The sequence below is a fragment of the Streptomyces sp. NBC_00878 genome, assembly GCF_026341515.1.
Classification (GTDB): domain Bacteria; phylum Actinomycetota; class Actinomycetes; order Streptomycetales; family Streptomycetaceae; genus Streptomyces.
In genome coordinates this window covers 10,185,263-10,204,891 of sequence record NZ_JAPEOK010000001.1, presented here as the reverse complement: position 1 = coordinate 10,204,891, position 19,629 = coordinate 10,185,263, and the positions used below count along the sequence as shown (strand labels likewise).

Annotated in this window: 16 protein-coding genes and 1 pseudogene; 10 read left to right on the top strand and 7 right to left on the bottom strand. The window is 70.6% G+C overall.

Features of this window, described 5'->3' with window-relative positions; all coding sequences use genetic code 11:
• Positions 1–65: 65 nt before the first annotated feature.
• Entirely contained in the window at positions 66–2,348 is a 2,283-nt protein-coding gene (locus OHA11_RS44485) for an MMPL family transporter (protein WP_266506808.1), read from the bottom strand.
• A 211-nt stretch (positions 2,349–2,559) separates the two neighbouring features.
• On the opposite strand from OHA11_RS44485, the gene OHA11_RS44480 reads away from it, so the two are divergent.
• Together OHA11_RS44480 and OHA11_RS44475 are read left to right on the top strand one after the other, a co-directional pair.
• On the top strand, positions 2,560–3,966 hold the full coding sequence (locus OHA11_RS44480; protein ID WP_266506806.1) for an FAD-dependent oxidoreductase: 1,407 nt from the start codon (positions 2,560–2,562) through the stop codon (positions 3,964–3,966).
• A 55-nt stretch (positions 3,967–4,021) separates the two neighbouring features.
• Complete coding sequence (locus OHA11_RS44475; protein WP_266506804.1) at positions 4,022–4,555, top strand: SRPBCC family protein; 534 nt, start codon at positions 4,022–4,024, stop codon at positions 4,553–4,555.
• 78 nt (positions 4,556–4,633) lie between these two features.
• Here the strand turns inward: OHA11_RS44475 and OHA11_RS44470 are convergent, their stop codons facing one another.
• The gene (locus tag OHA11_RS44470; protein WP_266506802.1) at positions 4,634–5,257 is read right to left on the bottom strand and encodes a TetR/AcrR family transcriptional regulator; all 624 of its coding nucleotides are present in this window, start codon (positions 5,255–5,257) and stop codon (positions 4,634–4,636) included.
• A gap of 200 nt (positions 5,258–5,457) precedes the next feature.
• Between OHA11_RS44470 and OHA11_RS44465 the strand changes: the two genes are divergently transcribed.
• Genes OHA11_RS44465 through OHA11_RS44455 form a run of 3 tightly spaced genes read left to right on the top strand, consistent with a single transcriptional unit; the run spans position 5,458 to position 9,175 of the window.
• Positions 5,458–6,831 carry an NAD(P)/FAD-dependent oxidoreductase gene (locus tag OHA11_RS44465; protein WP_266506800.1) on the top strand — a complete coding sequence of 458 codons (1,374 nt, stop codon included), beginning with the start codon at positions 5,458–5,460 and terminating at the stop codon, positions 6,829–6,831.
• Entirely contained in the window at positions 6,828–7,706 is an 879-nt protein-coding gene (locus OHA11_RS44460; RefSeq protein WP_266506798.1) for an SDR family oxidoreductase, read from the top strand. Before OHA11_RS44465 ends, OHA11_RS44460 begins: the two co-directional genes overlap by 4 nt.
• 26 nt (positions 7,707–7,732) lie before the next feature.
• Positions 7,733–9,175: an aldehyde dehydrogenase family protein gene (locus tag OHA11_RS44455; protein ID WP_266506796.1), complete on the top strand. Its 1,443-nt coding sequence runs from the start codon at positions 7,733–7,735 to the stop codon at positions 9,173–9,175.
• Between the two features lie 85 nt (positions 9,176–9,260).
• Here OHA11_RS44455 and OHA11_RS44450 read toward each other — a convergent pair whose 3' ends face one another.
• Positions 9,261–10,352, bottom strand: coding sequence for an AraC family transcriptional regulator (locus tag OHA11_RS44450; protein WP_266506794.1), 1,092 nt, complete (start codon positions 10,350–10,352; stop codon positions 9,261–9,263).
• A 142-nt stretch (positions 10,353–10,494) separates the two neighbouring features.
• Between OHA11_RS44450 and OHA11_RS44445 the strand changes: the two genes are divergently transcribed.
• The 5 genes and pseudogenes from OHA11_RS44445 to OHA11_RS44425 all read left to right on the top strand — a co-directional run.
• Positions 10,495–11,781 carry an MFS transporter gene (locus tag OHA11_RS44445; RefSeq protein ID WP_266506792.1) on the top strand — a complete coding sequence of 429 codons (1,287 nt, stop codon included), beginning with the start codon at positions 10,495–10,497 and terminating at the stop codon, positions 11,779–11,781.
• A gap of 141 nt (positions 11,782–11,922) precedes the next feature.
• A complete protein-coding gene (locus tag OHA11_RS44440; RefSeq protein WP_266506790.1) occupies positions 11,923–13,086 on the top strand; it encodes an ABC transporter substrate-binding protein in 1,164 nt (387 codons plus the stop codon).
• 135 nt (positions 13,087–13,221) lie between these two features.
• On the top strand, positions 13,222–14,415 hold the full coding sequence (locus OHA11_RS44435; RefSeq protein WP_266506788.1) for a sensor histidine kinase: 1,194 nt from the start codon (positions 13,222–13,224) through the stop codon (positions 14,413–14,415).
• Entirely contained in the window at positions 14,412–15,083 is a 672-nt protein-coding gene (locus tag OHA11_RS44430; RefSeq protein WP_266506786.1) for a response regulator transcription factor, read from the top strand. Before OHA11_RS44435 ends, OHA11_RS44430 begins: the two co-directional genes overlap by 4 nt.
• A 25-nt stretch (positions 15,084–15,108) precedes the next feature.
• A pseudogene (locus tag OHA11_RS44425) lies at positions 15,109–15,345 on the top strand (ABC transporter ATP-binding protein); the annotation flags it as partial.
• A gap of 187 nt (positions 15,346–15,532) precedes the next feature.
• On the opposite strand, the gene OHA11_RS44420 reads toward OHA11_RS44425, so the two are convergent.
• The 4 genes from OHA11_RS44420 to OHA11_RS44405 are packed head-to-tail and all read right to left on the bottom strand — an operon-like array spanning position 15,533 to position 19,521.
• Entirely contained in the window at positions 15,533–16,822 is a 1,290-nt protein-coding gene (locus OHA11_RS44420) for an ABC transporter permease (RefSeq protein WP_266507868.1), read from the bottom strand.
• On the bottom strand, positions 16,822–17,580 hold the full coding sequence (locus tag OHA11_RS44415; RefSeq protein ID WP_266506784.1) for an ABC transporter ATP-binding protein: 759 nt from the start codon (positions 17,578–17,580) through the stop codon (positions 16,822–16,824). Before OHA11_RS44415 ends, OHA11_RS44420 begins: the two co-directional genes overlap by 1 nt.
• Positions 17,577–18,866, bottom strand: a complete 1,290-nt coding sequence (locus OHA11_RS44410) for a peptidoglycan-binding protein (protein ID WP_266506782.1) — start codon at positions 18,864–18,866, stop codon at positions 17,577–17,579. The genes OHA11_RS44415 and OHA11_RS44410 overlap by 4 nt, the downstream gene beginning before the upstream one ends.
• Positions 18,853–19,521, bottom strand: a complete 669-nt coding sequence (locus tag OHA11_RS44405) for a hypothetical protein (RefSeq protein WP_266506780.1) — start codon at positions 19,519–19,521, stop codon at positions 18,853–18,855. Before OHA11_RS44405 ends, OHA11_RS44410 begins: the two co-directional genes overlap by 14 nt.
• Between the last annotated feature and the right edge of the window lie 108 nt (positions 19,522–19,629).

The following is a 19,629-nucleotide window of genomic DNA, read 5'->3' as shown; positions in this document are numbered from 1 at the left end:
GGCGACCCGCACCATGGGGTCGCCGGAGTTCAGCCGAGAAGGCACTTTCCCTCGCCCGGGTGGGTTCAGGAGACGGGCTCGGGTTCCCTGCGCTCCGCGGGTGCCGCCTTCTGGAGGCTGCTTCCCTCGACATCGAGGTCGGGCAGGATCCTGTCCAGCCAGGCAGGCAGCCACCAGGCGCCCCGGCCCGCGAGAGCGAGTACCGCCGGTACGAGCGTCATGCGGACGGCGAAGGCGTCGATGGCCACTCCGACGGCCAGGGCGAACGCGATGGGCTTGATCAGGGAATCGTCCAGGGGGAAGAACCCGGCGAAGACGGTGAACATGATCAGGGCGGCCGCGGTGACGACCCGTACGCTGTGGCGCGCGCCGTCGACGACCGACTGGCGGGCCCGGCCGGTGTGGGCCCATTCCTCGCGCATCCCGGACACCAGGAACACCTCGTAGTCCATGGCCAGTCCGAACAGCACGCCGATCAGGATGATGGGCAGGAAGCTGACGACCGGGCCGCTGTGGGGCACGCCGAGGACGTCGGCCAGCCAGCCCCACTGGAAGACGGCGACGACCAGACCGAGCGAGGCTCCCACCGAGAGCAGGAAGCCGACGGCGGCCTTGACAGGGATGACCAGGGAGCGGAAGACGATCATCAGCAGGAGCAGGCTGAGGCCGACGACGATGGCGACGAAGGGCAGCAGGGAGTCGCTGAGGCGGTTGGAGACGTCGATGTTGACGGCGGTGGTGCCGGTGACCGCGACCGAGGCGCCGGTGGTGTCACGGAGGTCGGGCGCGGCCTCGCGGATGTCGCGGACGAGTCGGTCGGTGCGGACGCTGTCGGGGCCGGAGGCGGGGAGGACGGTGATCACGCTCTGGATCGGGTCGCTGGTGGGCTGGGGAGGCAGCACGGCCTTGACGTTCTTGAGGGTTCCCAGCTTCTCGGCCACCTGAGCGCCGGCCTGTGAACTCGTGGCAGCCGTACTGTTGTCGGTCTCGACGAGTACGAGCAGTGGGCCGTTGAAGCCGGGCCCGAACCTCTCGCTGATCGTGTCGTAGGCCTTGCGTTCGGTGGAGGCGTGCGGCGCGGAACCGTTGTCGGGAAGGGCCAGGCGCAGGTCCAGGGCGGGCAGGGTGAGGGTCACCAGGATGCCCGCGACGGCGAGCACGGTCAGCAGCGGCTTGGCTATGACCCACTTGGTCCAGCGGGTGCCCATGGTGGTGTGGCCGGTGGGCCCCTCGGCGCCTGCTGCCCCCTTGGCGTCGGCGTCGGTCCCGTCCGCATCGGCGGTCCCCTCCGCATCGGCAGACCCCTCCGTATCGGCGGCCCGCCGGGCGGCGCGGCTGCCGGGCTTGGGGGCGAGCCGTGCGCCGGCGAATCCGGCGACGGCGGGGACGAGGGTGATCGCGGCCAGTACGGCGACGAGGACGGCTCCGGCGGCCCCGAGACCCATCGTCGTCAGAAACGGGATGCCGATGACGCTCAGCGCGGCGAGCGCGATGATCACGGTGACGCCGGCGAAAACCACGGCGCTTCCTGCGGTACCGACGGCCAGCGCGACGGATTCCTTCGGATCGGTGCCGCGGGCCAGTTGCTGTCGGTGGCGCGAGAGGATGAACAGGACGTAGTCGATGCCGACGGCCAGGCCCAGCATCAGGGCGAGCGTGACGGCGGTGGAGGAGATGCCGACCGCGGGCGTGAGAGCGAGCAGTCCGGTCAGACCGACCGCCACACCGATCAGCGCGGGCACCAGGGCCATGCCGGAGGCCAGCAGCGATCCGAACGTGACGACGAGCACGAGCAGCGCCACGGCCACACCGATGATCTCCGACGGACCTATGTGGACGCCCTTGCTGCTGTAGACGGAACCGCCCACCGACGTCCGCAGTCCATCCGTCTCGGCCGCGCGGGCCGCGTCCTCGATCGCGTCCACGGATGACGTACGGACCTCCGCGTTCTGCACGGTGTAGTGGACCTGGACGATCGCGGTCGTCCGGTCGGCCGAGACGGCGCCGGAGTCCTGGGGGCCGGCGACCTCGCTGACCTGGGGCGCCCGCTCGGCCTCCGCCACGGTCCGGGCGATGGCCGCCGTGTAGGGGGCTTCGGTGACCCGGCGCCCTTCGGGCGCGGTGAAGACGATCTGGGCGCTGGCGCCCGAGGCTTCCGGAAGGGTCTTGCTCAGGCTGTCCAACGCACGCTGCGACTCGGTGCCCGGCACCGAGAAGCGGTCGTCGAGCTTGCCACTGAAGACACTGACGCACGTGATGAGCGCGGCCAGTACGAAGAGCCAGATACCCAGGACGAGCTTGCGGTGGTGGTAGGCGCTGCGGCCCAGCCGGTGGAGCAGGACGGCCATGACGAACTCCCTCGAACGGTTTCGATGGGCCGACTTTATCACTCGCTCAAGTCGAATGAACGAGTCACTCGATCGCCACTCGCTCGTCTTGCATCGTACGGGCAGGTCAGAGGGTCATTACAGATGACAAATTCAGTCGACCTTGTCATGCGACAATGTCGCCTGTAAGTTGTGCGTCGACCACCTCACCTCTGCGAGCCAAGGAGTGACCATGACCCGTACGCACGGCACGCGAGCCGTCGAGAAGCGCTGGAGTCGAGAGGCCGACGTCGTCGTGATCGGCGCGGGGCTGGCCGGACTCACCGCGGCGCGCGAGCTCGTCGCGGCAGGCAAGTCCGTGGCCGTCCTGGAGGCCCGCGACCGGGTCGGCGGGCGGCTGCTCAACCACGACCTCGGCGACGGCCAAGTGACCGAGATCGGCGGGCAGTTCGTCGGCCCCACCCAGGACCGCGTGCTGGCACTGGCCAAGGAGGTCGGCGTGGCCACGTACGAGGCCGCCGTGCCGGGCGAGCGGGTCTACGTACGCGACGGCAAGGCCAGGCGGTTCGCCGGGCACACGCCCCCGGACCTGCTCTCACTGCCGGACATGGGCATCGCCCTGGCCCGCATCGGCCAGGCGGCGGGCAAGGTGCCCCCGGCGGCGCCGTGGCGGGCTCCGAACGCCCGTGACCTGGACGGCATGACGTACGAGACCTGGCTGCGCAAGGCGGAGATCACCGGTGATGCCGTCGAGCTGGTCAACATCTTCCTCAACTCCGCGTACGGCGGCGAGGCGCGCGACGCGTCGGCGCTGTTCAGCCTCTGGTACGTCTCGACGTTCGGCGACGAGACACATCCGGGCACCATGGAGCGCGGCACCGGTACCTCCGGTGGCGCTCAGGACAGCCGATTCGTCGGCGGCTCACAGCTGGTGGCGACCCGGCTGGCCGAGGAACTCGACGGGCGCGTCCAGCTGTCGGCCCCGGTGCGCCGTATCAGCCAGGACGCCGGCGGGGTCACCGTGGTCTCCGACGCGGGCGACTGGCGGGCCGGCCGGGTGATCGTCGCCGTGCCGCCGCTGCTGGCCTCGCGCATCGTCTGGGACCCGCTGCTGCCGCCGCAGCAAGACCAGCTGTTCCAGCGGCTGCCCTTCGGCACGCTCATGAAGTGCGTGGCCGTGTACGACACCCCGTTCTGGCGGGCCGAGGGTCTGTCCGGCATGGGGCTGCTGCGGGGAGGCTCGCCGATCCGCGAGATGTTCGACAACTCCCCGCCCGACGGCGGCCCGGGCGTGCTCATGGGATTCCTCGGCGGCAAGGAGTGGCGCAAGTGGGCACACCGCCCGGCGGGCGAGCGCCGCGGCGCGGTGCTGCGCTCCTTCGCCCAGGTCGTCGGGGAGCGGGCCTACGACACCGTCGACTACGTCGAGCAGGACTGGACCGCCGAGCAGTGGACCCGGGGCGGCCCCACCTCAGTCGCCGCCCCCGGAGTGCTGACCGAGTACGGGGAGTGGCTGGGCCGGACGTTCGGGCGCGTGCACTGGGCGGGGTCCGAGTTCTCCCCCTACTGGAACGGCTTCATGGACGGCGCGGTCCGCTCCGGCGAGCACGCCGCCACCGAACTCCTGCACCAGAGCTGAACGAGAAACGAAGAACGAGAACCGAAGTACGAGACCAGCAGAAGGAGAACCACTCATGACCAAGTTCCACGTCACCGAACGCGCCGTCATCGACGCTCCCGTCGAGCGGGTCTGGGAGGTCGTCGCCCGCACCGACCGGTACGCCGAGTGGGTCGCCGGCGCCATCGAGGTCACCGACCACCACGGCATCGCCACCCTCGGCAGGACCTACGCCGAACGCAACCGCACCCTCGGCCCGCTGCGCACCGACTCGGTGTGGACCGTGGTGGAGATCGATCCCCTGAGGCGCCGCGTCGACACCGGGGTCGGGTTCGCCCCGCTGAAGGAGGTGACCAGCATCTTCGAGTTCGAGCCGGTCCGGAGTGCGGAGGGGAGGGAGGCCACGCGGATGACGTACAAGGTGGAGTACGTCATCGGTCTCGGCCCGCTCGGGCTCCTGCTCGACCGGATACAGCAGCCGGGCATGCGCGCGAACATGCGCGCCTCGATGACCGGCCTGAACACCTTGATCCGTTCCGAGACCCGTTCCGAGACCCGTTCGGAGACCCGTTCGGAGACCCGCTCCAAGCGCCTCGACGCACGCGGCTGACCGACCACTGGCAGAGGCAACCGCCGGGGGCAACTGGCGAGGGCGCGCTCGTACCGTACGAGTGCGCCCTCCGCCGCGTCAGCTCTCAGGTACCGCGACCAGGTCCAGCCGACCGCCGGCCAAGGCCACCACGGCCGAGACGAAGGCCTGGAGGCAGGTGCGCTCGGCCTCCTCGTCGGGGAGCGAGAGGTGTTGCGTCGTGAGCCCGTCGAAGCCGGCGAGGAAGAACCGCGCGATCGTTTCGACGGGCTGGGCGAGGGGCTGCCCCGTGCGCTCGGCCGCCTCGGTCACCAGCCTCGCCGTCACCTCGGTCACCCCCCGGTAGTGGGTTTCGAGGGCCTCGCTCAGGGCGGGTGCGCGGAGCGCGAACAGGGTCAGTTCCGAAAGGAGTTGATAGCTGGCAGGCTGCTCACGCACCGTCCGCCACAGTGCGGCCGCCAGCGCACCGACCGTCTCCTCGAAACCGCCCTCGGCCGGCGCGGCCCGCTCGACCTGTGCCACCAGATCCTGCGTGAGCTGCTCCATGACGGCGCGGTACAGCCCTTCCTTCGTGCCGAAGGTGTAGTGCACCGTGGCCTGGGCGACCCCCAGCTCGGCGGCGATGGCACGCGTACTGCCGGCCGCGACTCCTTCCCTGGTCATGAAGTCGATGGCCGCTTTGATCAGCTGAGGGCGGCGCTCGGCCGCGGAGACATGAGCCATGCCTCCATCATAGCGACTCAGTCCCATGAACAAGTCAGCCGATCCAGTCGGGCATGGTCTCGCGCTCACGGATGGATGCCGGGGCGGTGGCGCGGCCGCTGAGGTCCGGTCCCTGGCCGCACGGGTCAGTTCCCGCTGAACAGCGGATGAATACGTTCCTTACAGCACCGTTGAAGCGGGATGAACGAGGAGGCAGGCTCGTGAAGGAAAGCCAGTTTGATACGTGTGTGATCGGGGCGGGGCCTGCCGGGCTGGCGGTCGCCAGGGCCCTGGCGGAGCGGAATCTGCCGTACACGCATCTGGAGCGGCACACCGGGCCCGGCGGGATCTGGGACATCGAGAACCCCGGCGGCCCGATGTACGAGTCGGCCCATTTCATCTCCAGCAAGACCCTGTCGGGCTTCGGCGGTTTCCCGATGCCCGACCACTTCGCGGACTATCCGCCGCACCGGCAGGTCCTGTCGTACCTGCGGTCGTTCGCCGACGCCTACGGGCTGACGGACCGGATCGAGTTCGGCGTCGAGGTCGAGGGCGTCGAGAAGAACGCGGACAGCACCTGGACGGTCACCCGGGCCGACGGCCGGGAGAGCGTGCACGGGCAGGTCGTGGTGTGTACGGGTGCGCAGTGGCACCCCAACATCCCTGAACTTCCCGGGGAGTTCAGCGGGGAGGTCCGGCACACCGTCGACTACCGCAGCGCGGAGGAACTGCGGGGCAAACGGGTCCTGGTCGTGGGGGCCGGGAACTCCGGTTGCGACATCGCGTGCGACGCGGCCCGGACCGCCGATCACGCGGTGATCAGCATGCGGCGGGGGTACTGGTTCATTCCGAAGCACCTGTTCGGGCGGCCGGTGGACACCATCGCCAACAGCGGCCCGCACCTGCCGATGTGGCTGGCGCAGCGGGTCTTCGGTGGACTGCTGCGGCTCGTCAACGGCGATCCGACGCGGCTGGGGCTGCAGAAGCCGGACCACAAGCTGTTCGAGACCCATCCGGCCATCAACTCGATGCTGATCCACCACCTCCAGCACGGTGACATCACCGCCCGGCCCGGGATCGCCCGCGCCGAGGGCAGGACCGTGCACTTCACCGACGGCACGAGCGACGAGTTCGATCTCGTCCTGCTGGCCACGGGCTACGTCCACAAAGTGCCGGTCGCGCAGAAGTACTTCGGTGACGAGCAGCACCCCGACCTGTATCTGTCGTCGTTCTCGCGCGAGCACGTGGGCCTGTTCGGCATCGGGTTCGTCGAGACCAACTCCGGTGCGTACCAACTCTTCGACGCCCAGGCGCAGTTGATCGCCGGATATGTGCACGACGCACGGCACCGGCTGCCGAACGCGGAGCGGTTCACCCAACGGATCCGCGCCGACCGCCCGGATCTCACCGGCGGGCTGAAGTTCGTCGCCTCGCCCCGCCACACCGGCTACGTCGACAGCGGTGCCTTCGTGAAGTACCTCGGCAAGGTCGCGGGCCAGATGGGTTGGCGTACCGAGGGCCGGCCGCCGCAGGTGCGGTCTCCGCGACGCGCGGACGCGGCGGAGACGGCCGAGACGGCGGAGGCAGTGGCATGAGCCGGTTCGACTTCACCGACAAGGTCATGCTGGTGACCGGTGGCGCCGGGGGCATCGGCAGTGCGATGTGCCACCGATTCGCCTCCGGCGGCGCCCGCTGCGTCGTCGTCGACCTCGACGGGTTCCGTGCCGAGAAGGTGGCCGCGGAACTGCCGGGCGCCGGGCACACGGGCATCGGCTGCGACCTGCTGGACCGCGCCCAGGTGGAGCTGCTGTTCGAGCTGGTCGCCAACTCGTACGGCCGTCTCGACGTGCTGGTCAACAACGTGGGCATGACGAGCGCGGAGCGCTTCGACGTCCGCAGCGTCGAGAGCATCGAGCGGGAGATCACCCTCAACCTGACCTCCCCGCTGGTCGCGACACGGATCGCGATCCCCCTGCTGAAGGCCTCTCGGGACGCCCGGGTGGTCACCACGGTCTCCCTCGGCGGGATCTTCCCGCTGGGCGAGACCCCGATCTACACGGCTTCCAAGTTCGGGCTGCGCGGCGCGATGCTCGCCATCGGGCTCGACCTCAGGAGCAAGGGCATCCTGGCCGGGTCGGTGATGCCGTCGGCGACCGACACCCGGATGCTGCGCCAGGAGGCCGTGGACGGCGGGAACTCCATGCAGTTCCAGGACCCGCCGCAGCAGCCCGCCGACGTCGTCGCCGCCGTGGTGAGCCTGCTGGACAAGCCCCGCCTGGAGGCCTATCCGCGGGCCGGCGAATCCCGTCTGGTGCGGTTCGCGATGCTCGTACCGAACCTGCTGCCCCGGATCTTCCCGCTGTTCCGCAAGCGCGGTGATCGCGGCATGGCCCGCTATCTGGAGGAACTCCGCCGACGCGGACTGGCCCGCCGGACCGACGGACGCTGGGAATTGGTGGAGGAAGCATGACCACCCGTGACAGAAACACAAGCGGTATGACCTCGAACGAGCTGACCACTGGCGAGCTGGGCACGAGCGAGACGCTGACCGTCGTCAACCCCGCCACCGGGGAGCCGATCGCCACCCTGCCCGCCGCGAGCGCCGACGATGTCACCAAGGCCGCCGAGCAGGCCCGGCGGGTCTACGACACCGGAGTGTGGTCGCGGCTGCCGGTCCGGGAGCGGAGCGCCGTGCTGCTGCGGCTGACCGACCTCATGGAACGCGACGCCGAGATCCTCGCCCGGCTGGACAGCGAGGACGCGGGCAAGCCGATCACCGAGTGCCGTACGGGCGACGTACCGGGCGCGATCGAGTCCATCCGCTGGTTCGCCGAGGCGGCCGACAAGATCTTCGGCCGGGTCGCTCCCAGCGGGCCCGACGGTCTCGGTCTCATCAGCCGCGAACCGGTCGGCGTCGGCGCGGCGATCCTGCCGTGGAACTACCCGCTCGCCATGACCGCCTGGAAGGTCGGCCCCGCCCTGGCCGCGGGCAACTGTCTGCTGGTCAAGCCCGCGGAGGCGACCCCGCGTTCGGCCCTGCACCTGGCCGCGCTCGCCACCGAGGCCGGTCTGCCCGACGGGGTGCTCACGGTGCTGCCCGGGTACGGCGGGGAAGCCGGAGCCGCCCTCGCCCGCGACCCCCTCGTACAGGCGCTCTCCTTCACGGGCTCCACCGCGACCGGCCGCCGCATTCTCCATGCCGCCGCCGACAGCAACTTCAAGCGCGTCTCGCTGGAGATGGGCGGCAAGAGCCCCCAGGTGCTGATGGCCGACGCGCTCTCCTACGGCGACGAGCTCATCGGCGACATGATCGAGGCCGCGTTCCTGACGATGGGCCAGAACTGCACCGCCGGATCACGGGTGTTGGTGCACCGCAGTATCGCCAAGGAGGTCGTGGAGCGGTTCACGGCCGCGGCGAGGGAACTCGTCATCAGCGATCCGGCCGACCCGCGCACGCAGATGGGGCCGCTCATCGACCACGCCGCCTTCGACCGGGTCGCGGGCGCCGTGGAGGCCGCCCGGACCGGCGGAGCCCAGATCCACACCGGAGGCCTGCCCCACGGGCTGCCTGCGCGCGGCGCCTACTACCCGCCCACCGTGATCACCCACGCCCCTGACGGCAGCGATGTCCTCACCAAGGAGTTGTTCGGTCCCGTGGTCACCGTCGAGACCTTCACCTCGGAGGACGAGGCGGTACGCATGGCGAACGCCACCGAGTACGGGCTCGCCGCCTCCGTCTGGACGCGCGATCTCGACACCGCGCTGCGACTGGCACGTCGTATCGAGGCGGGTGTGGTCTCCGTCAACTCCTACAGCGAGGGCGACATCACCACGCCCTTCGGCGGCTGGAAGCAGTCCGGATTCGGTGGCGTGGAGAAGTCCACCAACGCCTTCGACCAATGGACCCGGGAGAAGACGGTCTGGATCCGCACCCGCTGACCCGCGCCGCCGCCGGCCGACAGCTACCGGCCGGCGGCTCCGACAGCGACTCGCGACCCGTCGCCACCGCCCGGCACCGGCCACGTCATTCCGTGTGCCCCGCCCCTCGGAGCATCCGCTCCCGCAGGTGGACCGGGGAGGTGCCGTGCCAGCGGCGTACGGCGCGGCGCAGGGCCCGTTCGTCGGAGAATCCCGCCCGGCGGGCGATATCACGCAGCGTCAGTTCCGGGCGGAGCAGGAGCTGTTCGACACGTTCCCGGCGCACTCCCTCGGCAAGTGCCTCGTACGTCGTGCCGCAGTCGGCCAGCCGACGGCGCAGCGTCCGCTCGCTCGTCGCGTGCCGCCGTGCCTGCTCGCCGAACGAGGGGATCACCGGGAGGCTCTGCGCGACGGAGACCTCCAGCACCTCCAGCAGGTCCTGCTGGTCGTGGCGGGCGGCCAGTTGCGCGTCGAGCATCTCCAGGGTCGACGCGTAGGTCACCGGATCCCGGCCGGGCATCCGGGCGTCGGCCCACGCGGGGTCGATGACGATGCTGTTGGCCGGGGCGCCGAAGCGGACCGGGCAGCCGAACAAGGCGCCGTACAGGTCCACTTGACGGGGCAACGGAGAGGAGAACTCCACCGCCCTCGGCACGAAGCCCGGACCGACGGCCAGCCGGGACAGGGTGACCACGGAGGCGAACCCCTCCTCGATCAGAAAAGAAGCCACGCCCGGGTCGATGGCGGGATCGGGGAGGTCGGCGTGCAACACGAAGGCACCGTGCTCGCCCACACCGGTCGACCACACCGTCATCGCCCCCGACAGGTTCTGGTACTTCACCCCGGTCTCGATGGCGTGTCGCAGTGTGTCGTCGGCCATCAGGGCGAAGCCGACCAGGCCCCAGGAGGTCAGGTGCTGCGCCGCGCCGACCTTCAGCCCCAGACGCGGGTCCCCGGTGAGCTCCAACGCGCGCCGGATCACCGCGCTGCCCTGCCGGTAAGACACTCTCAGCGCGGCGGACCGCATGACGATGTCGTCCAGCCCGACCTGGCTCAGCAGAGGCCGCAGATCGACGCCGCGCTCGTCGGCGACCACGACGAGATAGCGCAGGATGTTCGGCTGGATCGTCGCCGACGTGCTGCGGCTGGTCCCCTGGGGGTCTGCCGGGTCGTGGCCGGGACCGGGGGCAACGGACATCGCACTCACCTTCTCCTGGGCGGCCACCCTAAACACGCCGGCATCACCGGGCGCACCCGGTCATGGGGAGTGGCCTCCGAAGTCCCCTGTACGGCCCCCGACGTCCTGCGTTCGCCCTTCTGCTGCTGGCTAGGTTTTGCGCATGACCGTTAGCGCTCCAGGCGGGGCGAGGACCGGGCATCCCGCCGCCGAGGCCGGCGCCCGAAGGGTCGCGACCCTCGCGTTCGCCGCGCAGGGTATGGCCGTCGCCGCCGTGTACACGACCGTCCCCGCCGTCACCGAACACCTGAAACTGGCTCCGCTCCTGACGACCGGCACGATGGTCGCGGTGGCCCTGATGGCAGGGGCCGGGAGCTTCGTGGGGCTGGCCGCGATCCGCCGCGCCGGTCCCGTCTCCACGATGCGCGGGGCCCTGCTGACGGCCGCCGCCGCGCTGACGCTCATCGGGTGGGCTCCCGGCAAGGCGACCGTCGTCTGCGCGTATCTCCTCTTCGGGATCGCTGTCGGTGCCCTCGATGTCGGGGTCAACACCCGGGCAGCCGCGATCGAGCACGTCTACGGCCGCAGCATCTTCGGCTCCTTCTACGCGGCATGGAGCGTGGGTGGCGTCGTCGCGGCCCTGCTCACCGCCGCGGTGGCCCGGCTGGAGTGGCCCGTGGCCGACGGCCTGGACGTGCAGGCAGGCATCCTCGCGATCGTCGCTGCCTGTATCCGCACGCACGCCCTTCCCACCTCTGAAGTGCCGTCCAAGCCGTCGGAGGTGTCGGAGCCGCCGCAGGTGTCGGAGCCGCCGGACGCTTCGGCGCAGCCGCCGCTGGGGCGCCGCGTGTGGATCCGGCTCCTCCCCTTCGGCCTGGTCCTCCTCGTCGTCTACGTCGTGGACTCCACCGTCTCCGCCTGGTCGGCGGTCTACCTGCGCCAGACCCTCGCCGCGTCGCTCACGGTGGCGCCGATGGCGTACGCGGCCTATCAGGGCGGCACGGTCGTCGGCCGCGCCGCCACCGACCGGCTTGTGCGGAGGTTCGGAGCGGTCGCCGTCGTCCGCACCGCCGCCCTGCTGATCGCGGGCGCCCTCGCGGGCATGGCCGCCGCGCCGAGCTGGCCGCTCGCCGTTCTCGCGGCCGGGGCGGTGGGTCTGGGGGCGTCCGTCCTGGCCCCGCTGTGTCTGGCCTCCGCCGCGCGGCTGCGCCCCGCCGCCTCGGCGGCGATCCTGGCCCGCCTGAACCTGTTCAACTACGCGGGCGTCGTCACCGGTGGCGCGGTGAGCGGAGTCCTCGGCTCCACCGGCCAGTTCCGTCTCGCCTACGCGGTACCGGCCGCCCTGGCGCTCCTTCTCCTGGCGGGCGCCCGCCATTTCGCCCCGCCGCCGAGCCCGGCCCGTACCGAATCTCCGCAGGTGACGCAGAGCACCGTTCCACCGAAGAGTTGAACGGGGTGCGTTCCTTTGGGCGACGCGCAAAAGCCTGCCGCAGCCGGAGACTCGTGACGCCCGCGGTCGACCCGGTTCACACCCGGGGCCGCGACGTGCGGGACCGAGGCTCAGCAGGCGGAGAAAGGACCCACCCCACTCATGTCCAGCAACATCAGCAGGCGCAGCGTTCTCGCGGTCGGTGCCGGAGCGACACTGGCCGCGGCGACCGGGGCCGCCACCGCGAGCGCCGCGGAGACCGCGCGCGACACCAGGGGCGGCGCCGGATCGTCCTCCCGCGTCTCCGGCGACGAGGAGACCCGGTCGCTCGACCAGCTGTACGCGGCCGCTCTCGCGGAGGGCGGAAAGCTCGTCGTGTACGCGGGCGGTGACGTCGACGACCAACTGGCGGGCGTCAGGGCCGGGTTCAGGAGCAGGTTCCCCGACATCGATCTGACGATCATCGTCGACTACAGCAAGTTCCACGACGTCCGCATCGACAACCAGCTCGCCACCGGCACCCTGGTCCCGGACGTCGTCCAGCTCCAGACCCTGCAGGACTTCACCCGCTGGTCCCGGCAGGGCGAGCTGCTGTCCTACAAGCCCGCCGGGTTCGCCGCCGTCCACCCGAAGTTCAAGGACCCGGCGGGCGCCTGGACGGCGGTCATGGCGGTCGCCTTCAGCTTCGTCTACAACGTGGCGGCGGTCGGCGCCCATGTGCCCCGCACACCGCTCGACTTCGTCGACCCTCGCTGGAAGGACGCCATCGCCTCGTCCTACCCGCATGACGACGACGCGGTGCTCTACCTGTTCTCGCTCTATGTGCGGAAGTACGGCTGGGAGTGGGTCGAGAAGTTCGCTCAGCAGCAGCCGCAGTTCGCCCGCGGCTCCCACAAGGCGGGCGTCGCGGTCGGTGCCGGCCAGAAGAGCGTCGGCGTCGGTTCCTCGGGCAGCCTGCTCGCCACCGGAGGGGCGTCGAGGTGGGCGCTTCCCACCGAGGGTCACCCGTTCATGGCCTGGGGCCAGCGTGCCGCGATCCTGAAGCAGGGTGCCCACCCGACGGCCGCCAAGCTGTACCTGAACTGGATGCTGTCCCCCGAGGTCCAGGGGGCGTCGTACAGCGGCTGGTCGGTCCGTACGGACATCCCCCTGAAGGGCGGCCTCAAGCCGATCTGGGAGTACAAGGACGCCAACCTGGACGGGTTCCCGGTGTTCATGGAGGACCGTGCCAGGGTCGAACAGCTCAAGCAGACCTTCGCGCTGTACTTCGGCGAGGTCCAGGGCGCCCCCTCCCCCGGAGTCCTCGGCCTGCACCCGGGCCGCTGACCCAGGGTGCTTTACGGCGGCTCCCGGCCGAGTCACGCCGGTCACACACAGGTGCGGGCTTACGCCGGTCACACGCAGGTTCGGGTTAAAGTCTGCCGCCCTGTCCTGACCGTCGCCCAGCAGGGAGCCGCTCCCGTGCCCCCCTCCCCACTCACCCCGCGCAGACTGTCCTTGTCGGCGTCGCAGCTGCCCCACCTGGTCTTCCTGACCGTCGTCGTCGGCACCCTCGCCCGGCTCTTCGCGGTGCACACATGGCTGTGCTGGGTCGTCGCGCCGCCCATCGTGGTGCTGGCCCTGGCGTACGTGGGCGGGCTGGTGTGGTGGGACCGGATCGGCACCCGGGGCAGGCCCGGCTGGCTGGGACTGCTCCTGCTGCTGTGGGGGTGTGTCTGCTGGGTCCTTCCGGCCGATCTCACCACGGGGTACGTCTGGCTGGCCGTTCCGCTGGCCGTCGTGGCGCAGCGGATGCCCGGACGCCGTATGCCTCTCGCGGCGGTCTGGGTGACGACCGCGCTGCTCGTGGCGGCGCTCGCCCGGATCAGCGGCGGGTTCGATCTCGAACTCGTCGCGCCCCCGACCGCAGCCGTCTGGGCGACCGTGGCGCTGCACCGCGCCCAGGACCGGCTGATGCGTGAACTGAGAGCCACGAGAGGCGAGTTGGCGGTACGCCAACGCGAGGCCGGGCGGCTGTCCGAGCGGGCCCGCCTCGCCCGGGATCTGCACGACACCCTGGCCCAGGAGATCGCGGGGAGCCGCATGCTGCTCCAGGCCGCCGAACGGGACTGGGAACGCAGGCCGGATGCGGCACGGCGACAGGTACGGGCCGTGGTCGACGCGCTCGGCACACACCTCGCGGAGACCCGCGGCATCATCCACGACCTCACCCCGCCCACCCTGGAACGTGACGGGCTGGAGACGGCACTGCACGACCTCTGCGCTCGTGCGGACGCGGCACCAGGAGCTCCCTCGGTCTCCGTCTCCACACGGGGTGAGCCCGCTCCCGTCCCCGCCGACCGGGCCGTCGCCCTCCTGCGCGTGACCCGGGGCCTGGTCGCGAACGCGTGCGAGCACGCGCGCGCCACGCATGTCCGGGTCACCCTTCAGCACGCGGACGGGGCCGTGGCGGTCGAAGTGTGCGACGACGGAACGGGGTTCGACCCCGCGACCGCGCTCCCCGGGAAGGAGGGGCGCGGCTTCGGGCTGACCGCGGCACGCGACCGGCTGGCCGAGCTGGAAGGCACCCTCACCGTCGACGGAGTTCCTGGACTCGGAACGCGGGCCAGAGCCACCGTCCCCGTACGGACGCGTGTCCCCGCGGGCGCGGCGTGAACGACACCCCCGCGAGCACGGTGCGGATCCTGATCGTGGACGACCATGTCGTGGTACGAGCCGGTCTGCGGGCCCTGCTGGAAGGCGAGCCCGGTTTCGACGTGATCGACGAGACCGGCGACGGTGAACAGGCCGTGCTGCTCGCGGGCAAACACCGACCCGACGTGGTCCTGATGGACCTGCGGCTGACGAACGGCGGCACGACGTCCGACGCCGAGGTGGGCGGCATCGCCGCGACACGTCGGATCACGGCCGGCGTTCCAGGCGTCAACGTCGTCGTCCTGACCAGCTACGGCACCAGAGGAGACGTCGTCCGCGCCATGGACGCCGGTGCGCGCGGCTATGTCCTCAAGGCGGGTCCGCCCGAGGAACTCTTCCGCGCGGTACGCGCCGCGGCGGCCGGAGGCATGGGCCTGGCTCCCGAGGCCACCGCCCACCTGGTCGGCGGGACCATGGGGGCCGGCCCGGCACTGAGCGAGCGCGAGCTCCAGGTCGTCAGGTTCCTGGCCCAGGGCCACAGCAACCGGGCCATCGCGACGGCCCTGCACCTCTCCGAGGCCACGGTCAAGACACACCTCGTACGCATCTACCGCAAGCTCGGCACCGAGAACAGGGCCAGCACGGTGTCCGAGGCGGTCCGGCGCGGACTGCTGGAAATCGGCGGCTGAGGCAGCCGGCCACCTGAGTAACACTTTCGGCGCGGCCCCGGGTTCCGCAGAGGCCAACCGGCGTACCGCCTTCCTCGCGCAGGAGAAGCCGCAGTTCCGGCATTTCACCGTCGCCGAGACCTTGCGCATGGGCCGGGAGCTCAACGCCCGCTGGGACCACAAGGCCGCCGAGAACATCGTCCGGGCCGGCAATGTGCCCCTCGACGCGCGGATCGGCACGCTCTCCGGCGGTCAGCGCACCCGGGTGGCGTTCGCCCTCGCTTTGAGTTGTCCCCCATGCTGTGGACCGGGTCCGCGATTCTGCTCGCCCTCACGGCGGCCATGACGGCGTTCATCTTCTGGTGGGGCCGCGAGCGGCTGCACTGAGCCCGTCGACGGCGGTGCGCGCGGGCCCCGAGCGGAGCGGAGCCCGCGCACACGTCACGGGTTGTCGTCGTGTTCCGCCGGCGTCATGTCGCCGACAGGGCCTCGGTCGGAGTCAGTCGGGACGCGCGGACGGAAGGGTAGACACCCGCCGCCACGCCGACCACGAGGGCGCCGAGGCAGCCGCCCGCCACGGAGACGAGGGGGACGACGGGGGGCCAGCCCTGGTAGGTGGCGTAGCCGACCGTGGCGAGCACGCCCAGCAGGGTCCCGACCAGACCGCCCAGGCCGGACAGAGCCACGGACTCGGTGAGGAACTGTCCTCTGATCTGTCCCCGGCTCGCCCCCAGCGCGCGGCGCAGTCCGATCTCCCGGCGGCGTTCCAGCACCGAGATGAACATCGTGTTGGCGACGCCGATCCCGCCGACCAGCAGGGCGACCCCGGCCAGGCCGATGAACAGCGAGGAGAACGAGTTCTGGGTGGCGCGTTTGGCGGCCAGCGCGTCGGAGGGGCGGCTGACCGTGACCTGACCCGGCAATTCGGGGAAGACCGTGGCCGCGAGCACTCCCCGGACGTCTTCGAGCCGGGACTCCGTTGCCCGGACGTAGATCACCGTGGGGTTCCCCTTGAACCTCAGCAGTTCCTTGGCCGCGGGCCAGCCCACGAGGACGGTCTGGTCGAGGTCGGCTGCCAGCGGGACCGGTTCGAGGATTCCGATCACGCTGAACCAGCGTTTGTCGATGTAGATCTGCGGAGCGGGTTCCCCTGGCGCGAGCCTGCCGAAGCCGAGGCGGGTGGCCGCCCGGGAGCCGAGTACCGCGGTGGGGAACCGTTCGTCGGCCCGGCTGAAGAACCGGCCCGAAGCCACGTCGGCGCTCACCGCGCCCAGCAGGTCGAGTTTGGCCGCGAGGACGGTCAGGCCGGAGAAGTCGTTGGCAGCGATGCGGTCGGAACGGCGCACGGTGGCATGGGTGTTCGCGACCGCGCTCACCTTCGTCACCGGGCCGACGCGGCGCACCATGTCGATCGACTCCTCGGGCAGCAGCACGGGGGACTGCTCGTTGGGGACCGGTTCCGCGCGCAGCATGTTGGTGCCGAGCGCGGACAGTTCGGCCATCAACGCCTGCTGGCTGGAGGCCGGGATGCCGGTCACCACGATCATCGTGGCGATGCCGATGGAGATCCCGAGCGCCGACAGGGCCGCCCGCAGCTTGCGCGTACGGATGCCCAGCAGACCGAGGCCGAGGAGATCGAGGGGCGCCAGGCGTACCGGCCTGACACTGCGCGTATTTCCGCCGCCGGTTCCCCCGGAAGGCTCGGTCCTGTTCCTCCCGCGGCGCTCACGGGGGCGGGACGGGGACGAGAGGCCGGTCATCATGGGCTTCCCGTCGCCGTGGCGGTGGCCGTGGTAATCGCCGAGGCGGCGGCCGTCGTGGGCACAGTGGTAGCGGCCGTCGCGGTGGTGGCGGTGTCCGCGACGAGGCGGCCGTCGAGGATCTCGATCCGGCGGGGCAGTTGCGCGGCGATGTCCCGGTCGTGCGTGATGATCGCGATGGTGGTGCCTTCTTCGTTCAGCGTGGTCAACAGGGACAGGACGGCGGCGCCGTTGGCGGTGTCGAGCGCCCCGGTGGGCTCGTCGGCCAGTACCAGCGCCGGCTCGTTGACCAGAGCACGGGCGATGGCGACCCGCTGCCGCTCGCCGCCGGACAGCTGGTGCGGCAGATGGCCGGTCCGGCGCGCCAGGCCGACTCGCCCCAAGGCCTCGACGGCCAGGGAGCGCCTACGACGTCTCGGCACCCCGGCGTAGAGCAGTCCGGTGGCGACGTTCTCCGCGGCGGTGAGCCCGTCGGTCAGGTGGAACTGCTGGAAGACGAAACCGAGCCACCGCCCGCGCAGGGCGGACAGCTGACGGTCGGACAGCCCGGCGGCGTCCTGGCCGCCGATCGTCACACTGCCGCAGGTGGGCCGGTCCAGGGTGCCCATGATGTTGAGCAGCGTGGATTTGCCGGATCCGGACGGGCCCACGATGGCGAGCAGTTCGCCTTCCTCGATGGTCAACGAGACCGCGTCGAGGGCTCGTACGCCACCGGGGTAGGCCATGGTCGCGTCGCGGACGGTGAGAACCGGGGTCATGAGGTGGTTTCCACCTTCGTTCCCTCGGCGATTCCACTGCCGCTGACCTCCACCAGCCCTTTGGCGAACAGCCCTGTCTCGACGGCGACAAGCTTGCCTCCCGAGGTCTGGACGCCGTAGCCGCCCTCGCTCAGGGCGAGCAGCGCGCCGACCGGGACGACCAGGACGTTCTTCCGGGTCCCGGCCTCGAACCGTACCTGGACCTTCGCGGCGTCGACGTCCCGTACGGCCTTCGCGTCCTTGAGGGAGACGGTGACGTTGAGCTGGGCCGGACTCCCGTCGGCGCCGCCTTCGTCACTGCCGGCGCCGTTGATGATCGTGCTGATCTGCGCGACCTTGCCGGAGGTCGTGGACTGGTCGGGGAGGGTCACGCCGACCCGTTGGTTCCGCTTGATCGAGCCGATGTCGAGCGCGTCCACCGGTATGGTCACCGTCTTGGTGGTGGCGGTGACCGTCATCAGTTCCGCCGACGCCTCGTCGCCGAGCCGGGCGCTGAGGTTGCCGACCCGCACCGCACCCGTCGTCACCACGACATCGCTGATGTCGAGTACGCCGGTCGGTTCCATGCCGGCGGTTGGCTGCCAGCGCTTGATCGCCTCGATCAGGGAAGCGGTGAGCACCCCGTCGCCCGCCTTGACCGTGACGGGCGAGGGTGGCGTACTCGTCGGGCCGGCCGGCTTGTCGGCGCCCTCGCTCGCCCCCGGGGAACCGGAGGAGCCTTCAGCGGGGTCTTTCCCCGTCTCCCCTGGCTCCTTGGGCGCGGAGGTCTCGGGTGACGGGGTCTCCCTGGGCGCCTGTGGCTGGACGGAGGTGCCCGGAGCGGGCTGGTTCCCGATGTCGTAGCCGAGCGCCTTGAGGTTGTCGGCGATCACCCGCACATCCCGCCCGACCGCCCCGCTGGTGTCGAGCCTGCGGTACATCGGCGTACTGCCGTAGAGGACCACGGCGGGACGGTCGTCGACCCGGTACAGCTGTTCGCCGCGCTTCACCGTGGCGCCGGCCGTGGGCAGCCAGGTGACCCTTCCGCCGTCGGCGCCCTTGACGGTCCGGGAGACGCCGTAGCCGAGGGTGCCCTCCATCTCCCTGGTGTCCGACAGGTCGGTCCGGGTCACGGCGACGCTCTTGACCCGCGGCGTGTCCTTCGCCTCGGTGTCCTGTTCCTTGCCGCCGCCGGCCCACACCAGTCCCGCGCCGACGCCCCCTGCCATGAGCACGGCGAGGGTGACGACCAGGACCGTGGTTCTGGGGCGTCGTGCGCCGGGACCGGTCCGCTCAGTCCTGGCCACCGAAGGCCTCCATCTGGCACTCGTGCTCGATCCGAGTGGTTTCGGCGGTGGACAGGGACGAACCACCCTCGCCATAGTTCCAGCCACTGCCGTCGGGCAACGGGTCGACCTTGAGTCCCCGGCCGTCCATGCACTCGATCTGCTTGCGGAAGTCGTCCATGAAGTGGGGGTTCTTCTTCGGGTCGAGCTCAGGCGGGTAGAGGGGTTCTTTTCCGGTGCACGCCTGAACAGCCTTGGGATAGTCGGACACATCCGCACTCGGATACCACAGCTGTGAGGGGTCTCCGGAGAATTTGCCATTGGCGTTCGGCCCGCCGATGCCGGCCTTTTCCACCGGCACCCCGTTGCTCTTCAGACACGACAGGTAGGGCTGGTACATGGCCAGCTTCTCCGGCTCCGTGGTGTCGAGCCGGATCTGCGGAGCGTCCTTCCCGGCAGCACCGCTGCCCGACGATGTCCCCTTTTCCTTTCCCTTTCCGCTCGGATCGGACACGGAGGCCACACCATCGCCTTTGCCGCTGCTCTTGTCCTTGGCGGCCGAGTCCGAGGAACAGCCAGTAGCCAGCGCGCTTACTGCCACGGCGCATATCGCGGCCATGATGAACCGACGCGGTGCCCGTACGGTGGCCGACGATCGGATTGCTGAATTCGTCATACGACGACCATGACCCACCCGTGTTAGGACCTGGTGAGCACGGCGACAATGCGTCGGCGAATTTTCCGTGGAACCCGAACGGCATGCGGGTATTAGGGAATTGCAAGG